This is a genomic window from Bacillus sp. 5w2, assembly GCF_054353775.1.
In genome coordinates, this window is the sequence record NZ_JBTIWT010000003.1 from 360655 (window position 1) to 378645 (window position 17991).

Annotated in this window: 19 protein-coding genes; 5 read left to right on the forward strand and 14 right to left on the reverse strand. The window is 35.2% G+C overall.

The window, feature by feature from the left end:
• Positions 1-76: 76 nt before the first annotated feature.
• Positions 77-352 (forward strand): hypothetical protein, encoded by a 276-nt coding sequence (locus ACXY7N_RS09230; protein ID WP_016086459.1) that lies wholly within the window; start codon positions 77-79, stop codon positions 350-352.
• A gap of 51 nt (positions 353-403) precedes the next feature.
• Here the strand turns inward: ACXY7N_RS09230 and ACXY7N_RS09235 are convergent, their stop codons facing one another.
• The 4 genes from ACXY7N_RS09235 to ACXY7N_RS09250 form a co-directional block, all read right to left on the reverse strand.
• A complete protein-coding gene (locus ACXY7N_RS09235; RefSeq protein WP_016086458.1) occupies positions 404-736 on the reverse strand; it encodes a DUF3909 family protein in 333 nt (110 codons plus the stop codon).
• Positions 737-741: 5 nt separating this feature from the next.
• Positions 742-1620 carry an NAD(P)-dependent oxidoreductase gene (locus ACXY7N_RS09240; RefSeq protein ID WP_016086457.1) on the reverse strand — a complete coding sequence of 293 codons (879 nt, stop codon included), beginning with the start codon at positions 1618-1620 and terminating at the stop codon, positions 742-744.
• Positions 1621-1624: 4 nt separating this feature from the next.
• Positions 1625-2773 carry a serine hydrolase domain-containing protein gene (locus ACXY7N_RS09245; RefSeq protein WP_488592376.1) on the reverse strand — a complete coding sequence of 383 codons (1149 nt, stop codon included), beginning with the start codon at positions 2771-2773 and terminating at the stop codon, positions 1625-1627.
• A gap of 77 nt (positions 2774-2850) precedes the next feature.
• Positions 2851-4143 carry a GGDEF domain-containing protein gene (locus ACXY7N_RS09250; protein ID WP_016086455.1) on the reverse strand — a complete coding sequence of 431 codons (1293 nt, stop codon included), beginning with the start codon at positions 4141-4143 and terminating at the stop codon, positions 2851-2853.
• A gap of 331 nt (positions 4144-4474) precedes the next feature.
• Between ACXY7N_RS09250 and ACXY7N_RS09255 the strand changes: the two genes are divergently transcribed.
• The 3 genes from ACXY7N_RS09255 (at position 4475) to ACXY7N_RS09265 (ending at position 6182) form a co-directional block, all read left to right on the forward strand.
• Positions 4475-5092, forward strand: coding sequence for a nitroreductase family protein (locus ACXY7N_RS09255; RefSeq protein WP_000180385.1), 618 nt, complete (start codon positions 4475-4477; stop codon positions 5090-5092).
• A 315-nt stretch (positions 5093-5407) separates the two neighbouring features.
• Entirely contained in the window at positions 5408-5626 is a 219-nt protein-coding gene (locus ACXY7N_RS09260) for a hypothetical protein (protein WP_000100487.1), read from the forward strand.
• A 196-nt stretch (positions 5627-5822) separates the two neighbouring features.
• Positions 5823-6182: a DUF3915 domain-containing protein gene (locus tag ACXY7N_RS09265; protein WP_000468028.1), complete on the forward strand. Its 360-nt coding sequence runs from the start codon at positions 5823-5825 to the stop codon at positions 6180-6182.
• A gap of 97 nt (positions 6183-6279) precedes the next feature.
• Here the strand turns inward: ACXY7N_RS09265 and ptsP are convergent, their stop codons facing one another.
• The 4 genes from ptsP to glcT all read right to left on the reverse strand — a co-directional run bounded on the left by ptsP (position 6280) and on the right by glcT (position 11642).
• Positions 6280-7992 carry a phosphoenolpyruvate--protein phosphotransferase gene (ptsP, locus tag ACXY7N_RS09270; protein WP_000174214.1) on the reverse strand — a complete coding sequence of 571 codons (1713 nt, stop codon included), beginning with the start codon at positions 7990-7992 and terminating at the stop codon, positions 6280-6282.
• A complete protein-coding gene (ptsH, locus tag ACXY7N_RS09275; protein WP_000411080.1) occupies positions 7992-8255 on the reverse strand; it encodes a phosphocarrier protein HPr in 264 nt (87 codons plus the stop codon). Before ptsH ends, ptsP begins: the two co-directional genes overlap by 1 nt.
• A gap of 135 nt (positions 8256-8390) precedes the next feature.
• A complete protein-coding gene (ptsG, locus tag ACXY7N_RS09280) occupies positions 8391-10454 on the reverse strand; it encodes a PTS glucose transporter subunit IIABC (protein WP_016086452.1) in 2064 nt (687 codons plus the stop codon).
• A 339-nt stretch (positions 10455-10793) separates the two neighbouring features.
• Positions 10794-11642, reverse strand: coding sequence for a glucose PTS transporter transcription antiterminator GlcT (glcT, locus tag ACXY7N_RS09285; RefSeq protein WP_000073864.1), 849 nt, complete (start codon positions 11640-11642; stop codon positions 10794-10796).
• 165 nt (positions 11643-11807) lie between these two features.
• Between glcT and ACXY7N_RS09290 the strand changes: the two genes are divergently transcribed.
• Positions 11808-12614, forward strand: coding sequence for a Cof-type HAD-IIB family hydrolase (locus tag ACXY7N_RS09290; RefSeq protein WP_016135294.1), 807 nt, complete (start codon positions 11808-11810; stop codon positions 12612-12614).
• A gap of 70 nt (positions 12615-12684) precedes the next feature.
• Here the strand turns inward: ACXY7N_RS09290 and phnF are convergent, their stop codons facing one another.
• From phnF to ACXY7N_RS09320, 6 genes are all read right to left on the reverse strand, one after another.
• The gene (gene phnF / locus ACXY7N_RS09295; RefSeq protein ID WP_080117875.1) at positions 12685-13416 is read right to left on the reverse strand and encodes a phosphonate metabolism transcriptional regulator PhnF; all 732 of its coding nucleotides are present in this window, start codon (positions 13414-13416) and stop codon (positions 12685-12687) included.
• Positions 13346-14134, reverse strand: coding sequence for a glucosamine-6-phosphate deaminase (gene nagB / locus ACXY7N_RS09300; protein ID WP_001024205.1), 789 nt, complete (start codon positions 14132-14134; stop codon positions 13346-13348). Before nagB ends, phnF begins: the two co-directional genes overlap by 71 nt.
• 4 nt (positions 14135-14138) lie before the next feature.
• Positions 14139-15281 carry an N-acetylglucosamine-6-phosphate deacetylase gene (gene nagA, locus ACXY7N_RS09305; protein ID WP_016086448.1) on the reverse strand — a complete coding sequence of 381 codons (1143 nt, stop codon included), beginning with the start codon at positions 15279-15281 and terminating at the stop codon, positions 14139-14141.
• Positions 15282-15488: 207 nt separating this feature from the next.
• Positions 15489-16391, reverse strand: a complete 903-nt coding sequence (locus tag ACXY7N_RS09310) for a ComEC/Rec2 family competence protein (protein WP_016086447.1) — start codon at positions 16389-16391, stop codon at positions 15489-15491.
• Between the two features lie 79 nt (positions 16392-16470).
• Positions 16471-17043 carry a segregation/condensation protein ScpB gene (scpB, locus tag ACXY7N_RS09315; RefSeq protein WP_016086446.1) on the reverse strand — a complete coding sequence of 191 codons (573 nt, stop codon included), beginning with the start codon at positions 17041-17043 and terminating at the stop codon, positions 16471-16473.
• Between the two features lie 158 nt (positions 17044-17201).
• Positions 17202-17945 carry a segregation/condensation protein A gene (locus tag ACXY7N_RS09320; RefSeq protein ID WP_001199757.1) on the reverse strand — a complete coding sequence of 248 codons (744 nt, stop codon included), beginning with the start codon at positions 17943-17945 and terminating at the stop codon, positions 17202-17204.
• Between the last annotated feature and the right edge of the window lie 46 nt (positions 17946-17991).

A 17991-nucleotide genomic window follows, 5' to 3' on the forward strand; every position in this document is an offset into this window, starting at 1 on the left:
GAAAATTCTGTTTTGTATATGATATACTACAATTAACTAAAAAGGAAAAGAATATCGCAAACAGAGGGGGATAATCATGAGTTTACTTATCGCACTTATACTGGGGGTTACGTGTGGAGCACTTCCTGTTATTCTAGGAGCTATTATGGAAGAGTTAGAAGTTGGTGTTTTAGGTTTTGTCGCATCTTGTGTAAGCGCTTTATTTTTTGGTTTGTTCGGTGCTATTCCTGTTTCAATTCTGTGTGCATTTTATATAGTACGCCATGCTCGTACAAAACAATTTGGTCCTAATCACATCGCGCAAGTTATTCCATTCCCAATTGAACGGTGCCGCCGGGCTTCTAGCTTATAATTATAAAAATTAAATATACCTAAATAAATAAAAGCCCTCAAATGAGGACTTTTATTTATTTTCTTCTAGAAATTGAAACAATTCTTGTAAATGTAGGACATCTTCATTATAGCTAACAGATACGTGACATATACCGTCAATCTCTGCTTGCATATAAAGATCAACTCCATCACGATCATATTTCAATGCCAAATAAAATTCCATTTCTTCTAGCATCTTTTTTGAAGTTCGAATGACGTAATGCCCTTTCTCATCTCGTCCATATTCGAATTTCGGTTCAAAATCATATTTTTGTTTAAAAGCTTCTTTTTGTTTTTCACTAATTTGTATACAAGTTGCTCGTTGTACAGCATCAATCATCTCATCAAATTTTTGAAGATCCATCTCAATTACCCCCTTATGTACTTTTTGTATAACACTTGTGTTCCGCTATTCTCTTCCCCATCTTTCATTAACTCTTCATACAATTCCTTCGCCAAACTTAAACCTGGTACTGGTAATTGCAATTTTTCAGCCTCATCTAAAGCAATCTTCATATCTTTCATAAAATGCTTTACATAAAACCCTGGTTCAAAATCTCCCTTTAACATTCGAGGAGCTAAATTACTCAATGACCAGCTACCTGCTGCCCCCGTTGAAATACTCTCTAATACTTTATCTGGGTCTAGTCCAGCTTTTTTTGCATAAGCAACAGCTTCACATACTCCAATCATATTAGAAGCAATCGCAATTTGATTGCACATTTTTGTATGTTGTCCACTTCCAGCTGGTCCTTGCAACTGAATATTTGTTCCTAGTTTTTCAAATAACGGTAAACATTTTTCATATATTTCTTTCTCGCCACCCACCATAATTGCGAGTCTTGCTTCTTTCGCACCAACGTCTCCTCCAGATACAGGCGCATCTAACGTATATACATTCTTACTTTTACCTGTTTCATTAATACGTTTTGCCAATGTTGGTGTAGATGTCGTGAAGTCAATTGCTATCGTGCCTTCATTTGCATTCTCCAAAATTCCATCTATCCCAAAGTACACTTCTTCTACATCATGTGGATATCCAACCATAGTCATTACAACATCAACTTGCTTCACTAACTCTTTCGGTGTATCACACCAATTCGCACCATCTTGTACTAAAGAATCTGTCTTCGTTTTCGTTCTATTATATACATATACTTTATGACCGTCTTGCATTAAATGACGCACCATACTTTTTCCCATTACACCAATACCGATGAAACCTATTGATACATTTTTACGTTCCATTTTCTCATCCCCTTTGTTCTAATAAATCACTTACCGTCTTTCGGAACTCTTTATTAAACTCATCATCCATACTATTTTTCACATTTGAAAATAAAATAACAAAAGTTCCTTTTTCTTTATTAAAATTATTGAAAGTGTTCCAACCAGATAGTACACCATGATTATGAAAATAATCCGGATATATATAAAAACTAAATGCATATTCTCGTTCTGCTGAAGGTGAAAACATCGCTTGTATACTTTGTTCAGAAAGAAGTTTCCCATTTATAATCGCTTCGTCTAACTTCTTCATATCGCCAACTGTCGTATACATCTCACCGCATCCGTATAACCAATCCATTAACAATTTTTGTGCAGGTTCAAGTACATTCTCTTTCTTTACATATCCTTTAGTAAAATGCTGATCTCCCTGAGCCATATTTCCCATACCAGATTCATGCATTTCTGCTTTAGCAAATATATTTTCTTTTATGTAATCTCCTAAAGGTTTTTTTGATATACTTTCTATAATATAAGCAAGCACCATATAATTATAATCTGTATATCTCCAACCTGATCCTGGTGGAAATTCTAATTTTTGACTTCCAATCCAATTTACTAAATTTTTACGGGAAGCCGCATTCACTTTCCCTTTTCCACTTTCTGGTAAACCTGATGTGTGTGTTAACAAATGATATAAGGTGATATTTTTATCTACTGGAAAAGAGGGAATATATTTATTTACATTGTCTTGAATATTTAGCTTCCCTTGTTCCTGTAGCTGTAAAATAGATGTGGCCACGACTGTTTTCGTAATAGAACCGATACGATATTTTGTTTGAGGCGTGTTCTCTATCTTATTTTGAACGTCAGCATATCCATAGCCTTTATTCAATACAACATGCTCTTTATCTGTTACTAAAACTGTTCCATTAAATTGCTTTCCTATTAAATATTGATCTAATTTTTGAGATATACTAGCATAATCAATTTGTTGTTCTTCTTTTTCGTCTATATTCTCTTGTACTTCTGATTCAATAGTAGGATTCACTTTAGTTGTTAATAGAGTGCTTTCCTTTATATTGGGATTATAGAGAAAATAGTATACTCCACCACAAAATACAGCAGACAGCGAAGCCATCGTCATTATTTTTTTATCATGTTGTTCCTCCATAATTCCTTCGTTCAAAATCCCCCCCACACTCTATTATCAAACAATAAAAAAAAATCGCAACAATTTGTTGCGAAAAATCACTTTTTTTCTTTTCTATATACACACACTTGATTTTTTCCATTTTTTTTTGCTTCATATAATGCAATATCCGCTCGTTGCATTAATTCTTCTCTTGTAATCCCTTGTTCATATAACGCGACTCCAAAACTCGCTGTTAATTTCGAAATTCCTGAGAATTGCTTTGTTTCAATGAAAAATCGTAATGATTCCGCAACCTGAAATGCTTCTTTTTCTACTGTATTCGTTACTAATATAATAAATTCTTCTCCTCCCCACCTTGCAAATACATGTTGCTGCTCCACTTTAGATTTCATAAGCTCTGCAAGCTGAATTAATGCTAAGTCACCAAAATCATGACCATACGTGTCATTTACTGTTTTAAAATTATCTATATCAAATAAAATAAGTGCTATTTTTTCATCGTTACGCATTGCATTATCCCATTCTGCCTCTAGTATTTGTTGGAACTTCAAACGATTATAAATCTCTGTTAATGAATCTATCATAGCAAGCCTTTCTTGTTCTCGATAGATTTCATCTAATTCTGTAATCTCTGTACACTTCACAATAAATCTTGATAAATCTTCTGGCAGTGGTGTCGCACGCAATAAAAAAGTTGACACTTCCCCTTCATAATTGGACATCTTAATTCTTCTATCATAGGATAATGTATCATCTAACCATGTTATATCATGAGTTGTTGAATAGTATCCAGTTTCTCTAATCAAATGTTCAGCAAATACTAAATGTTGCTCACGATAGGTAAACAAATTTTCATATCCGAAAAACTCTAAAAAATTTGTATTACAATCAACAATCTCATCGTCTTCTACTATAAATAATAGGTCATTTTGAAAATCAAACATCGTTTGAAGTAGTTCTTGTTGCAAACCTACTTGCCTCACTAAAGAAAGTTGATACAAACTCTTATTCACTTCCTCTAACACCATTTGTGGAGTCACAGGGGCTATCACAATATTACGTATTCCTAACGTAAGTACCTCTGCAAACTCGCTTGTTATCTGTTGATCCCAAATGACAATAAATGTACTTTGTGGATTATACATATTCTTTATATATTTTATTTGAGAAACATCTGTTACATACATAATTACAATATGTGGTTTAGTCCTCTGAAACAATACTTCTCCTTCTTCAAAACTATTTGCTATAAACATACATTTTGGATGGATATTTTCTATCGTTTGCTGATGTGTGCATCCATTTTCTATATAAAGGACATTTAACTGAAGATCTTGTAATACATCTTGGAAAACCGTATTCTCTAATAAAAAATGTAGTATGTTCATCACTAGTCTTCACTCACTTCATATATCTTGTTCTACTGAATTCCTCACAAACATTTTATAAAAAACTGTTCTCTAAAAACTTTAATGAGTGAGGGATACATATTAACAAGCTAATTGAGAATGTTATCTTCGCTTTTTCACTCTATAAATTCCTTTTTTAGTGTATGATTATAGGAATTGTATCGTTTGTACGAATGCCCTAGATTCCTCTTTAAAACTTGACAATTAAAATAAAGATATTATATTCTTAAATTCGACAACTTACAAAATGTAAGTAGAATATATTACATTTATTTTTTCATAATTTGATATGTAATTTGGAGGATAAATAATGACAAACGACAACTTTTTTAATGTGCTATATGAACGCACATCTACACGTGCATTCAACCCAGAGAAAGAAATTTCATCTACAGAGTTACACGAGATTTTAAAGGGCGCTGCTCAAGCACCTTCTGCTTGGAACTTACAGCACTGGAAATTCCTTGTATTCCAAGGTGAAGATGTACAAAAACGATTACATCCAATTGCTTATAACCAGCAACAAATTCTTGATGCTTCTGCTGTAGTCGCTATTTTAGGTGATTTAGAAGCTTATAAAAACGTTGAACCAGTTTATGGTCCAATTGTAGAACAAGGATTTATGAAAGAAGAAGCGAAAGAGCGCTTAGCTAAAAATATTGAGTCTGCATATGCTCGTGAGCAATTCCCAAGAGATGCAGCCTTTTCAAATGCATCATTAGCAGCAATGCAACTTATGCTTGCAGCTAAAGCAACTGGCTGGGATACTTGTGCTATTGGTGGTTTCAACCCACAAGCACTTACAGAAGAATTCAATGTTTCATCTCGCTACGTACCAATTATGCTTATTACAATTGGTGAATCAACTTTAAAAGGCCATCCTGCACCACGAATGAGCGTAGAACAAGTGAGTGAATGGGCAAAATAATAAAGTGAAACTTTAATCAGTAGGGATTCTTCATCCCCCACTGATTATTAGCTCACACCGATCGGGTTTTTACGGAATAAAAAGAAACGAAGGTAATTTCATTACCTTCGTTTCTTTTTATTCTGTCACACATCCGTAATATTACAATGTATTATTCGGCATCTATATATAAAGAAACAGTAAATTCCATGCTATTTCCACACACAGAAATGGCGTTTCGTGTCGAATTTTGTTAAAGTATAGAAATATAACCGTGTGTTTTTGTTACAATTATGATACAATGATAACAAATAGATAACAAAAGAGGGATTTTCATTGAGTTCATACGGAAGCTTTATTGCACTTTTATGTTACATAGTAACTGTACTGCTTCTATATTTTATTGGCGATGCTGCAAACATTTCAGTATTACAATTTCCAAAAGAAGAAGCATTCCAATTAGAATCAGAAAAACATACTGCACGATCCATCGTACCACTACTCTTAGCTCTTCCTGTATATATCATCGTTTTATATAAAAGCAAAAAAGTGTAAAGGCTACCTAGTTCATTCATTTCGGTGGTCTTTACATTTTTTTGTGATATTTCCCCTATTTTAAACATCATTCCGTACTAAACACCCAGCTAGTCTTTTAAAATGAGAAAATCCCCCAGAAAAAATTCCACTCTCTGTCCAGTCACTCATTACCAAACTTACATAGATTATAAGTGTGAAGGGGGTGATGAGGATTATGTTTGGATCATTTGGATGCTGTGATAACTTTAGAGACTGTCATCATCGTGAAAGAGAGTGTGACCATCGCGACCATCGCGAGAAAGAGAGAGAAGAAGTTAAACAACAACGACCTGCTGTATGTAACGTACTTGCTAGCATTTCAGTTGGAACAGAGCTTTCTCTTTTAAGCATTAGAGGCAACGGAACATTCCGCAACGTAATTTTTGAAGGATTTGCTAACGGAGTTGCTCTTTTCTCTGCTTTAGCTAATAACAACAAAGATAACAATAAAGACGATAAGAACAATCAAAATCAAAATACTTTTACTGGCATTTTACGTGTATGCCCAACTGATATCGTTGCTATCGCTATCTAATTCCGTTCCTTATCCTCTATAGTAAGAAAATAAGATTTACTTTTCTCATAGAAAAAACCTGAGACCGATTTCAAATCGACTCAGGTTTTTTTATTGATTATATGCTTTTAACTAGTTCAACAACTTCTTCAGCAGTTGACATCATTAATGCTTTTTCTGCTAATGTTTCCATTTCTGCTTTTGACAACTTGCTTAGCTGTGTTCTTGCAGGAAGAATAGATGTTGCACTCATACTGAACTCATCTAAACCTAATCCTAATAATAATGGGATAGCAAGTGAATCTCCCGCCATCTCACCACACATACCAGCCCATTTGCCTTCTTTATGAGCCGCATCGATAACCATTTTTACAAGACGTAAAATAGATGGGTTATATGGTTGGTATAAGTAAGCTACTTGTTCGTTCATACGGTCTGCAGCCATTGTGTATTGGATTAAGTCATTTGTTCCGATAGAGAAGAAATCAACTTCTTTTGCGAATTGATCTGCTAATACTGCTGAAGCTGGGATTTCAACCATCATACCCACTTCAATAGAATCAGAAACAGTTGTACCCGCTTCTACAAGTTTCGCTTTCTCTTCTAATAAGATTGCTTTCGCTTGACGGAACTCATCAAGAGTTGCAATCATTGGGAACATAATTTTTAAGTTACCGTATACGCTAGCACGAAGTAATGCACGAAGTTGTGTACGGAACACATCTTGCTCATCAAGACATAAGCGAATTGCACGGTATCCTAAGAATGGGTTCATTTCTTTTGGTAAATGTAAGTATGGAAGCTCTTTATCTCCACCGATGTCAAGTGTACGAACAACAACAGGTTGACCTTCTTTTACACCTTCAAGAACTGCTTTATACGCTTCGAACTGCTCTTCTTCTGTTGGAAGATTGTCACGGCCCATGTATAAGAATTCTGTACGGTATAAACCAACGCCTTCTCCGCCATTATCGATAATACCTTGTACATCATTTGGTGTTCCGATATTTGCAACAAGCTCAACGTGATGTCCATCACTTGTTACAGTAGCTTGGTCTTTTAATTTTGCCCATTCAGTTTTTTGCTCTTCAAATTTCGCTTTCTTTTCTTCAAAAGAACGAAGAGTTTCTTCTGATGGATTTACAATTACTTCTCCATCTAAACCGTCGATGATTACGATATCGCCGTTTTGGATTTTCTCCATAACAACTTTCGTACCAACAACTGCAGGAATTTCCATAGAACGAGCCATAATTGCAGAGTGAGATGTACGTCCACCGATATCAGTTGTAAAACCTTTTGCATACTTACGGTTTAACTGAGCTGTATCAGATGGTGTTAAATCTTCAGCAATGATGATTACTTCTTCAGAAATTGTACCAGGGTTTGAGAAGTTAATTCCTAGTAAATGTGCAAGAACGCGTTTTGTTACGTCACGAATGTCCGCAGCACGTTCTTTCATATATTCGTTATCCATGTTTTCAAACATAGAAATAAACATTGATGCAACTTCATCCATTGCAAATTCAGCATTTACTTTTTCACTATTTACTTTATCTTTTACTGGGTTTACTAGTTCTGGATCATTTAACACTAATAAATGTGCTTCAAAGATCGCAGCTTTATCAGCACCCAGCTCAGCAAAAGCATGGTCCTTAATTGCTTCTAATTCAGTTTTTGCTTTCTCAAGCGCAGCGTCTAAGCGTGCAATTTCAGCAGCTTCGTTTGTAATTGATTTCTTTTCGATGTTAAATTCAGGATTCTCAAGTCTGAAAGCCTTTGCAATAGCAATCCCACTTGATGCAGCGATCCCTTGAATGTTAAGAGTCATTATTCTCCTAATCCTTCGTTTTTCATAGTTTCTTCGATAGCTGCTAGTGCTTGAGCTGCATCATCACCATTTGCAGTGATTTTAATTTCTGCGTTTTGTTGAATGCCTAAAGACATAACGCCCATGATTGATTTTAAGTTAACGTTCTTTCCGTTATACTCTAAGTTAATGTCAGAACCAAATTTGCTTGCAGTGTTTACAAGTAGAGTTGCTGGACGAGCATGAATTCCTGAGTCGCTAGTTACTTTAAAGATTTTTTCCATGATAATTTATCTCCTTTAAATTACAGTATTTTTTAGTTGTATAGACGTGAGTACTACATCATCTATTGTATATAATAGGCGATGTTCGGTCAACCACATCGCCTATTATAATTATAAACATTTTGCGTCAAATTCCTACTGAATGTCAATAATAGCGTTTTCGCCCTTCTTAACATTTCCATCTTTTTTCAATTCGACTTGTTGCCCTTGTTGTAAATTCGTAAATACGATTGGTGTAATGATAGATGGTGCATTTTCTTTTACAAATGCAAGATCTACTTTTAATAATGGTTGTCCTTGTTTCACTTTGTCGCCTTGTGCTACAAGTGCTTCAAAACCTTCACCATTTAATTTTACAGTATCAATACCGAAGTGGATTAAAATTTCTTTTCCGCCTTCAGATTGAATGCCAATCGCATGCTTTGTAGGGAATACGTTAACGATCTCACCATTAACTGGAGAAACTACTGTTCCTTCTGTTGGCTCGATTGCAAATCCGTCTCCCATCATTTTTCCTGAGAATACTTGATCAGGTACTTCTGTAATCGATAAGATTTTTCCTTCAATTGGTGAAACGATTGTTTCGTTTTCATCAACCTTTTGAGGAGCTTCTTCTACTTTTACAGGCTCTTCTTTTTCAACATGAGGTGTACGACCTGACATAATATCATGAATTTGTGATTTTAATGTGTCAGATTTCGGTCCAAAAATAGCTTGAATGTTATTTCCAACTTCAAGTACACCAGCTGCTCCAAGCTCTTTTAAACGATCTTTGTTTACATTCTTTTGTTCGTTAACTTGCACACGTAAACGAGTAATACAAGCGTCTAAAGAAGCAATGTTTTCTTTACCACCAAGTGCCACTAATACTTCACGAGGAAGTTCACCAGCTTCTGCTTTTCCTGCACCGTCATTCGCATTTGCTACTTCACGACCAGGTGTTTTTAAATCCCATTTACGAATTGCAAAGCGGAATCCGAAGTAGTAAATAACTGCTAGTACAAGACCAACAATAATTACCCACCACCATGCTGTACGGCCTGGTAGTACACCGAATAACATAAAGTCAATTAAACCACCAGAGAATGTCATACCAATTTTAACACCTAAAATTTGCATTGTCATAAATGATAGACCAGCGAATACTGCGTGAATTCCGAATAGTACTGGTGCTACGAATAAGAATGAAAATTCAAGTGGCTCTGTAATACCTGTTAAGAAAGATGTTAATGCAGCAGAGCCTAAAATACCAGCTGCTAATTTTTTATTTTCTGGACGTGCTTCATGGTACATTGCTAAAGCTGCTGCTGGAAGACCGAACATCATGAACGGATACTTACCAGTTGTAAATGTACCTGCTGTTAATTCTACACCGTCTTTTAACTGTGCCATAAAGATTTTTTGGTCACCACGGATTAATTCGCCAGCTGCATTTGTGTACTGACCGAATTCGAACCAGAATGGTGAATAGAAAATGTGATGTAATCCAAATGGAATTAATGAACGTTCAATTAAACCGAATATGAATGCTGCTAATGTTCTATTTGCATCAATCATTTGATGTGAGAACGTATTTAAGCCACCTTGAATGTATGGCCAAACGAAACACATGATAATACCTACTACTAAAGAGAATGTTGCAGTTGCGATCGGTACGAAACGCTTACCTGCGAAGAAACCTAAGTATGATGGTAATTCAATGTTGAAGTATTTATTGTAGCAATATGCCGCTACTATACCGACGATAATACCACCAAACACTCCCGTTTGTAGCGTTGGAATTCCTAATACATTTGCATATGCTGGATCTGAAAATCCAATTTTTACTGGATCTGCTCCAGAACTCGTTACTTTCACTAGCTTATCTACTTCTAAGAACACACTCATCGTTTTGTTCATAATTAAGTAGCCGACGAATGCCGCTAAACCAGCTACTCCGTCTCCACCAGCTAAACCAATTGCTACCCCAACTGCGAATAATAATGCAAGGTTAGCGAAAATAATATCACCAGATTGTTCCATAATTTTTGCTACCATTACGAACCAATCTGCTTTTAATGCAGGAATAACATTTGTTAACTGTGGATTTTGAAATGCGTTACCAAATCCAAGTAAAATACCTGCTGCCGGTAAAATCGCTACTGGAAGCATTAACGCTTTTCCGACTTTTTGAAGAACACCAAAGATCTTCTTAAACATGGAAACCCTTCCTCTCTTATCTATATTGATACCTTCCGACAAACGCCAAAAAGACATGAGGAAAAAAAGATAGAACGATAGCTATACAAAAGGTAGTATATCCCTTTCTCTAGCTTACATTCCTTACTTTTCTCCACTCATGCCTGATCGAATCAGTAACACGTGTCAAAAATAGGTTTACGTATAAGTTCACTATAATTAAGGCAAACGTTTTCGTTACTTACCTTAATGTGTTTGTCGAAATTTGTATAACTTTGCAATAGTTATTATACATAACTATTGTAAGCGATTCAATGATTTTTTTTAACGTTTTCATTTTAGACAAAAATATATGTCTTTTTACACATGCTCTGCTTTCACTAAGCGTTGCAGGTGCATCGTTAAATATATACTCTCTGCTTCATACACAGGAAGTTGCAATTCTTTTTGCATGACCTTAACTAGCTTCCAAGCTAAATTATAACAGACAGGATATTCCGCCTTTAATAACTCAGCAAAACTTTGTGATTCCTCTACTTTCTCTCCTTTTTTCACCCGTTCAATCGCATATTGCAAATGACGAATAAGGCGTAAATAGTGGATACTTTCTTGGTCTAATGTAATTTGTAAGTTTGTCTCAATTAAAGATACAAGCTGTGCAATGAGACGGGAGTTTTGATTAACTGAAGATAAATCTGAATTTGTAAGCGAACTGTAAATATGGAGTGCAATAAAACCAATTTCTCCTTCTGGCAATGTAATTTGCAAACGAGAATTTAAAAGGTCTACAACACCTTCAGCAATTTCATATTCTTCTGGATAGAGCATTTTCGTTTCAACTAAAAAAGGATTATCAATTGTAAGTCCTTGTTTTAATCGCTTAATTGCAAAAGAAATATGATCTGTTAGAGCGATATGAATATGTTCATTCAATGGTGATTTTGCTTTTTCTTGAATATAGAACATAATATCATTCATTAATTCAATTAATTTTTCACTCACATGTGGCACTAACAGTTTGTATTGTTCACGATCACGTTCATTTTTTAAAACGAACATTTTTTCAATTTGTTCTTGCTCCAATACATCTTTCGCTTTTTTCCCAAATCCAATTCCTTTACCAATCACTACTACTTCCTCGTGTTCAGGATGGCTAGCAATGATGACATTATTATTTAAAACTTTTTTAATTTCTAGATAATTACTCATATAACACCACCCTCGTACTTAAATAGCCTGCTTTTATGTTACAGAACATTCTTCTTTGTCGTCAATGTAAAACATCTACCATTTCATAAAAATTCATTTTTTAGACATGTTTATATATGATGCGTATAATGTAAGGGCAACTGTACATAGAAAGGAGACCGCAATATGATTAAAATGTTTGTGAGTGATATCGATGGTACAATGATGCATCACGGAGGTGTTGTCGATGAACAAGATGTTCTCGCTCTACGCAGCCTAGCTGAACAAAATGTAATTCTTTGTTTCGCTTCCGGAAGACTTGATAATGAAATTGCAGATTTAATGAAAGCAGTTAATACAAATTTCCACCGCATTAGTGTGAATGGTGTATTTGTATATACAAACGATAATAAACAACTACTATCTGCTACATTTGACTCTAGTATTTTACCTGATTTATTGGCAATGACAAATGAAGAGCCTTATTTCCGTTATGTTAGTGATGAGCATAATTATTACATTGAAGAGAAAACACCGTTTATTCATGAGCTTGAACAACAAGTAACTATGACTTCTGTTGAAGAACCGCATCTATTACAAAAAATTGATGATACAATTTTCCCAAATAAAATCTCTGTCGGTGGAACGAAGGAAAGCTTACAACTCCTTCAGAAAAAAATTGATGAAAAATTCCACGGAAAAGTTAGTACCTTTATTTCAGCAGAACAATGTTTAGATGTAATGCCACCTAATATTAGTAAAGGTTCTGCTATTTCTGTTTTATTAAAAGAGTTTCAAATACAACCAGAGGAAGTTGCTTGCATAGGGGATTCTTATAATGATATTCCTATGTTTTCTTTAACTCCTCATAGTTTTGCTATGTCTCAAGCAGATGACGCAGTAAAAGAACACGCTCACTATGTAGTAAATACGGTTAAGGATGCTGTTAATCACGTAATTGCTCATAATAAAAATACGACTCACTCCTTGTAAGGATGAGTCGTATTTTTTCTTTACATGTTAAACAATTTGACATTAACTGTACTTCACAAACTGAAATATATTATTTGTTACGTGCGATGTTTGTAATAAACTTATAACGATCCCCACGATAAATACATTTCACATACTCTAACGGTACTTCACCTTCTGAATATGACCATTGACGCATTACAAGTACTGGCGCCTTTTTAGGAATATGCAGATGTTCCGCTTCACTATCCGTTGCAATTGAAGCTTCAATTGATTGAGTAGCGCTAACAAGTTTAAAGCCCAGTTTTTTCTCTAAATGTTCATATAAAGATTGTTGCAATATTTCTTCGTTAATATCTTTTACAAGAGCTGGCGACAAATATGTCGTCTCAAAAGCAATCGGTTCATCATCAGCTAAGCGAATACGCCTCACCTCATAAACCGACTCTCCCTCCTGTATTCTTAACCGGTCTGCTATTTTCGCAGTAGCTGGAACTAGGCGGAAACTAAGTAATTGACTACTTGGGTTCATCCCACGAGAAATCATATCTTCTGTGAATCCCGTCATTCCTTGCAATTTTTGTTCCACTTTCGGAAGTTGGACAAACGTACCGATTCCACGTTTCCGATATAAATAGCCTTGTTCCACTAAATTATTAATCGCCTGTCTGATTGTCATACGACTCACTTCGAACTTATCGCAAAGTTCATTCTCAGATGGGATTTTATCTCCCGGCTTCCATTCGCCGTCCTCAATTAGCTGTTTCACCCACTCTTGAATCTGATAATAGATCGGAAATGGTGAATACTTGTCGATGTTCATCAGCAATCGCCTCACTGCATAAAGATAGAGCTTCTTGATCAGCGATTACGGTTACATTCGGATGACGTTGTAAAACTGTAGCAGGACACGCTTCACTATATTCACCTTGCAATAATTCTTTCACAGCTTCTGCCTTTTTAGAACCCATAGCAACAAGTAGAATTTGTTTCGCTTTCATAATGCTTCCGATTCCCATTGTAATCGCATGAGTTGGCACATCTTCTTCTTTTTCGAAGAAGCGAAGGTTTGCTTGGCGTGTAGATTCTGTTAATTCAACAATGTTTGTTGGAGAATTAAACAGTGTTCCTGGCTCGTTAAATCCGATGTGACCGTTTTCACCGATTCCAAGAATCTGTAGGTCAACTGGGTTAGCAGCTAGAATGCCCTCATAACGTTTGCACTCTTCTTCTAAATCACTTGCCATCCCGTTTGGTACATAAGTTTGTTTAAATGGAAGATGATCAAACAACTGTTCTTGCATGAAATAGTGATAGCTGTTTTTATCTTCATGTGGTAAATTTACGTACTCATCTAAGTTTACAGTGGTTACACGGCTTGTATCAAGTTTATTTTTTCGCATTTCTGCATAAATACCTAATGGAGAGCTTCCTGTAGCCATTCCTAATGTTGGATTTTCTTTTGTTTTTACGACTTCTTCAATTAATTTATAACCTGCTTCTGCTAATTCTTCTGGAGTTTTTACAACAAGAATATTCATTTAATTACTTCCCTTCCTTCATATGAATTCCTAAACGAACCGTATCATATACATGTAAATCTTCATTCATCACAACAAAGTCTGCATCTTTTCCTACCGCTAATGCACCTTTATTATTTAATCCAAACTCTTCTGCTTGGTTAACTGATGTCATCAGTACTGCATCTTCGATTGAACAACCTGTAAATTCAATTACATTTCGGAAAGCTTGATCCATTTTTAAAATACTACCAGCTAACGTTCCATCTTCTAATCGAGCACTACCATCTTTTACATGTACTGGCTGTCCGCCAAGCTCATATAATCCATCTTCAAGACCCTTTGCACGCATTGCGTCAGTAATAACACTTACTTTTTTCGGTCCTTTTAATTTATATGCTAATTTCACCATATCAGGGTGAATGTGAATACCATCTGTAATTACTTCAACCATTACATCTGGATTTAATAACACATGACCAACAACTCCTGGTTCACGGTGATGTAATCCACGCATTTGATTGTATAAATGCGTTGCATGTGTAATGTTTCTATTTTTTAGTTGCGCATCAATTGCATCTGTATGCCCCATTGTGCCAACAACACCAGTTTCAGCAAGATACTGCTCAAACTCTAATGCACCTTCTTCTTCAGGTGCATATGTTACTAATTTAATTAGATTTCCGCTTGCTTCCTGCCATTGTTTAAATTGTTCAATATTCGCAGGAACAATATGTTCAAGTGGTTGTGCACCTGCACGTTTTTTTGAAACATACGGTCCTTCTAAGTGAATATATTCGAAATGTGCTCCTTTTTCTTTCGCTTCCTTCGCAGCATGTAGTGCTGCTTCGATTGCTTCTGGAGCTTGTGTCATTGTTGTTGGGAAGTAAGTTGTAACTCCTTCTTTTAACATTTCTTTACCTAGAGTTACTAACCCATCGCTATTTGCATCCATCGCATCAATATCGTATCCACCATGAATATGAACATCAATCATACCTGGAATCACAATCTTCCCTGCCGCATCTAAAACTGCTTCATTTTCTTGTGATACATATTGAGCCATCAAACCAATTTCTTTAATTGTTTCTGCGTAACGAATAAATCCGTTTTCCACTACTTCTTGACCTGTATAAATTTTGGCATTGATGACAACTTGCGTTTTCATTTTCATCGATCCTTTCCCATGAAATACCTACTTGTTATTATTACCTTATTCGCCTAATTCCATCTTAATATATGCACGAGTAGTTGTCTATACATTCGAATGAAATTTCCTCTTTGTTTAATAAAAAGGAAACTTAGTACATCTCTCGCAATTATAATATATGTTATTCACTTTTCCAAAAAGGGAGAATATCCCCTATCCTATTCCTCATTTAAGTAAAGGCATTAATCCACTAGAGCCTATTGTAATATGCTCGCCGTCTGTTTCCATTTCTACTGTACGTTTATTGGTTCCATATATCATTATACCATGTCGTTTTAATCGTCTCACTACACTTTGGTGCGGATGTCCATACGGATTTCTGCTCCCATATGAAAGAATCGCGAACTGTGGTTCTACCTTCTTTATAAACGTTTCACTCGTTGAAGTATATGAGCCATGATGTCCCACCTTTAACACATCTGCATGTACATCAAATTGCTTTAATATTTCAGTTTCCGTCCGCACATCAGCATCACCCATTAGTAAAAAATCCGCTTTTCCGTATCGTACCTTTAACACAATTGAAGATTCATTATTTTCATCTTTTGATTTCCCATTGTTTAATACTTGTATGGAAACATGCGGATCTAGCGGTATGTATTGTCCTTCTTTTACTGAAACGAAAGGAATTCCTCTTTTTTTAATATGATTCCGATACGTATGATAAGTAAAAGAACTATATGTTTTTCCACTATCTAATATAAGTGATACCGGCATTTGCTCTACAATCGGAATGAGTCCTCCTATGTGATCCATATCAGGATGGGTACTGACGATAGCATCTAAATGATTAATCCCTTTTTCGATTAGTTTTTGAATGATAACCTCTCCCGCTTCGTAAGGTCCCCCATCAATTAACATCGTTTGTCCATTTGGTAATGTAATAAGTGTTGCATCACCTTGTCCAACTTTTAAAAAACTCACTTTCATTTTACCAAAATGTTGCCGCTGCATATGTAAAGGAGACGTGGTATGAATAGACATCATATATCTTTTTGCCGATGAACTATTTAAAGAAAAGCATAACAAAACAGAAACTACTAATAAAATACTTCGCATACCTTTCATAACTCGTCTCCTTTTTTCAATTAGTATGGCACGGTATATAATTGATATACAAAAAAAAGCTTAGCAAAATGCTAAGCTTTTACTTCGATATCTCTTGTAAAGAACCGAAGAATAAATCTGCTTCATTCATTTGTTCGTTTTCTTCAGAAAGCGGAGGTAAATCATCTAATGTTTTCAGTCCAAACGTGTCTAAAAATTCTTTCGTTGTTCCATATAAAATAGGACGCCCAGGACCTTCTGCTCTTCCCATTTCTTTTATAAGTAAGTGTGAAACTAACGTTTGTAACGCCTTATCGGTTTTTACCCCTCTAATCTCTTCCATCTCAGTTCTTGTGATTGGTTGACGATATGCAACAATCGCTAACGTTTCTAAAGCAGCCTGAGAAAGTGAAGCAGCTGTTGGGATATCTATTAATTTTTGATAGTACGAAGCATGTTCTTTCTTTGTAGCAAAACGATATACTTTTGCATACTGTACAATTTGCAAACCGCGGTGTGCACCTTCACATTCTTTTTGCATTTCTTCTAAAATATCGATTACTTCATTTCCTTCAATTTCAAGCACTTTCGCTATTTGTTCTGGATAAATCCCTTCATCACCAGAAACAAATAAAAGCCCTTCAATGATTGATTTCTGTTCTTTTCTATCCATTTTACGAGCTCCTTCCTCCAATTTTCTCCATAAAAATACACATCAAAAAACCGAATCACAATCAATGCGTTCGGTTCAATATTTTTTCTCTTGTTCCAAACGATACATTCAAACCTAGCATGAGATATATTATTTCCATCCCATTTTCCATACTAAATCTATGCAGATTTAGTAGAGCTTGATACGAAAATTTCATCAAAATTATGTTCTTGTTCAATTATGATTTGTTGATTTTTCATAAGCTCAAGAACCGCTAAAAATGTTACAACCATTATTTCCCGTTCATCATCAACAAACAAATCATAAAAACTTTGACGACCACCTTGTATTTCTAACTGTTTTAAAATATCAATCATGCGCTTTTCAATTGGTATTTCTTGACGAGTAATACGTGTTGTTACAGGTTTCTTTGCTTTTTTACGGCGCATTAATTTTTGAAATGCCGCTAGCATATCATATAACGTAACATCAAGAGGCAAGTTTGTCTCCTCTTCTTGTTGTAACGATGTAAAATCAATTGGCGGACGTGTATATAGCTGTGCTCTTTCTTGTTCTCTTTCTTTTAGCTCAGTAGCAACTTGCTTATATTTCTTATATTCAATTAACCTCTCCATCAATTCTTGACGAGGATCATCTATAAAGTCATCACCGTTATCAAGTACATCTTCTTCATGTTTCGGCAACAACATTTTACTTTTAATTTGTAATAACGTTGCAGCCATTACTAAATACTCACTTGCAACATCTAATTGTAGTTCTTTCATCGTATGAACATAAGATAAATATTGCTCTGTAATTTCCGCTACAGGAATATTATATATGTCAATTTCATAACGATGTATTAAATGTAACAATAAATCTAAAGGCCCTTCAAAAGCCTCTACTTTAAAATTATACTGCACAAAGCATCCCACCACATTTTTTCTATAACAACATAAGTATAGAGCA

Excerpts from the sequence above, each read along its gene's own strand:
- ACXY7N_RS09230 (WP_016086459.1), top strand. The coding sequence starts at position 77 with ATGAGTTTACTTATCGCACTTATACTGGGGGTTACGTGTGGAGCACTT.
- ACXY7N_RS09235 (WP_016086458.1), bottom strand. The coding sequence starts at position 736 with ATGGATCTTCAAAAATTTGATGAGATGATTGATGCTGTACAACGAGCA.
- ACXY7N_RS09240 (WP_016086457.1), bottom strand. The coding sequence starts at position 1,620 with ATGGAACGTAAAAATGTATCAATAGGTTTCATCGGTATTGGTGTAATG.
- ACXY7N_RS09245 (WP_488592376.1), bottom strand. The coding sequence starts at position 2,773 with ATGGAGGAACAACATGATAAAAAAATAATGACGATGGCTTCGCTGTCT.
- ACXY7N_RS09250 (WP_016086455.1), bottom strand. The coding sequence starts at position 4,143 with ATGAACATACTACATTTTTTATTAGAGAATACGGTTTTCCAAGATGTA.
- ACXY7N_RS09255 (WP_000180385.1), top strand. The coding sequence starts at position 4,475 with ATGACAAACGACAACTTTTTTAATGTGCTATATGAACGCACATCTACA.
- ACXY7N_RS09265 (WP_000468028.1), top strand. The coding sequence starts at position 5,823 with ATGTTTGGATCATTTGGATGCTGTGATAACTTTAGAGACTGTCATCAT.
- ptsP (WP_000174214.1), bottom strand. The coding sequence starts at position 7,992 with ATGACTCTTAACATTCAAGGGATCGCTGCATCAAGTGGGATTGCTATT.
- ptsH (WP_000411080.1), bottom strand. The coding sequence starts at position 8,255 with ATGGAAAAAATCTTTAAAGTAACTAGCGACTCAGGAATTCATGCTCGT.
- ptsG (WP_016086452.1), bottom strand. The coding sequence starts at position 10,454 with ATGTTTAAGAAGATCTTTGGTGTTCTTCAAAAAGTCGGAAAAGCGTTA.
- glcT (WP_000073864.1), bottom strand. The coding sequence starts at position 11,642 with ATGAGTAATTATCTAGAAATTAAAAAAGTTTTAAATAATAATGTCATC.
- ACXY7N_RS09290 (WP_016135294.1), top strand. The coding sequence starts at position 11,808 with ATGATTAAAATGTTTGTGAGTGATATCGATGGTACAATGATGCATCAC.
- phnF (WP_080117875.1), bottom strand. The coding sequence starts at position 13,416 with ATGAACATCGACAAGTATTCACCATTTCCGATCTATTATCAGATTCAA.
- nagB (WP_001024205.1), bottom strand. The coding sequence starts at position 14,134 with ATGAATATTCTTGTTGTAAAAACTCCAGAAGAATTAGCAGAAGCAGGT.
- nagA (WP_016086448.1), bottom strand. The coding sequence starts at position 15,281 with ATGAAAACGCAAGTTGTCATCAATGCCAAAATTTATACAGGTCAAGAA.
- ACXY7N_RS09310 (WP_016086447.1), bottom strand. The coding sequence starts at position 16,391 with ATGAAAGGTATGCGAAGTATTTTATTAGTAGTTTCTGTTTTGTTATGC.
- scpB (WP_016086446.1), bottom strand. The coding sequence starts at position 17,043 with ATGGATAGAAAAGAACAGAAATCAATCATTGAAGGGCTTTTATTTGTT.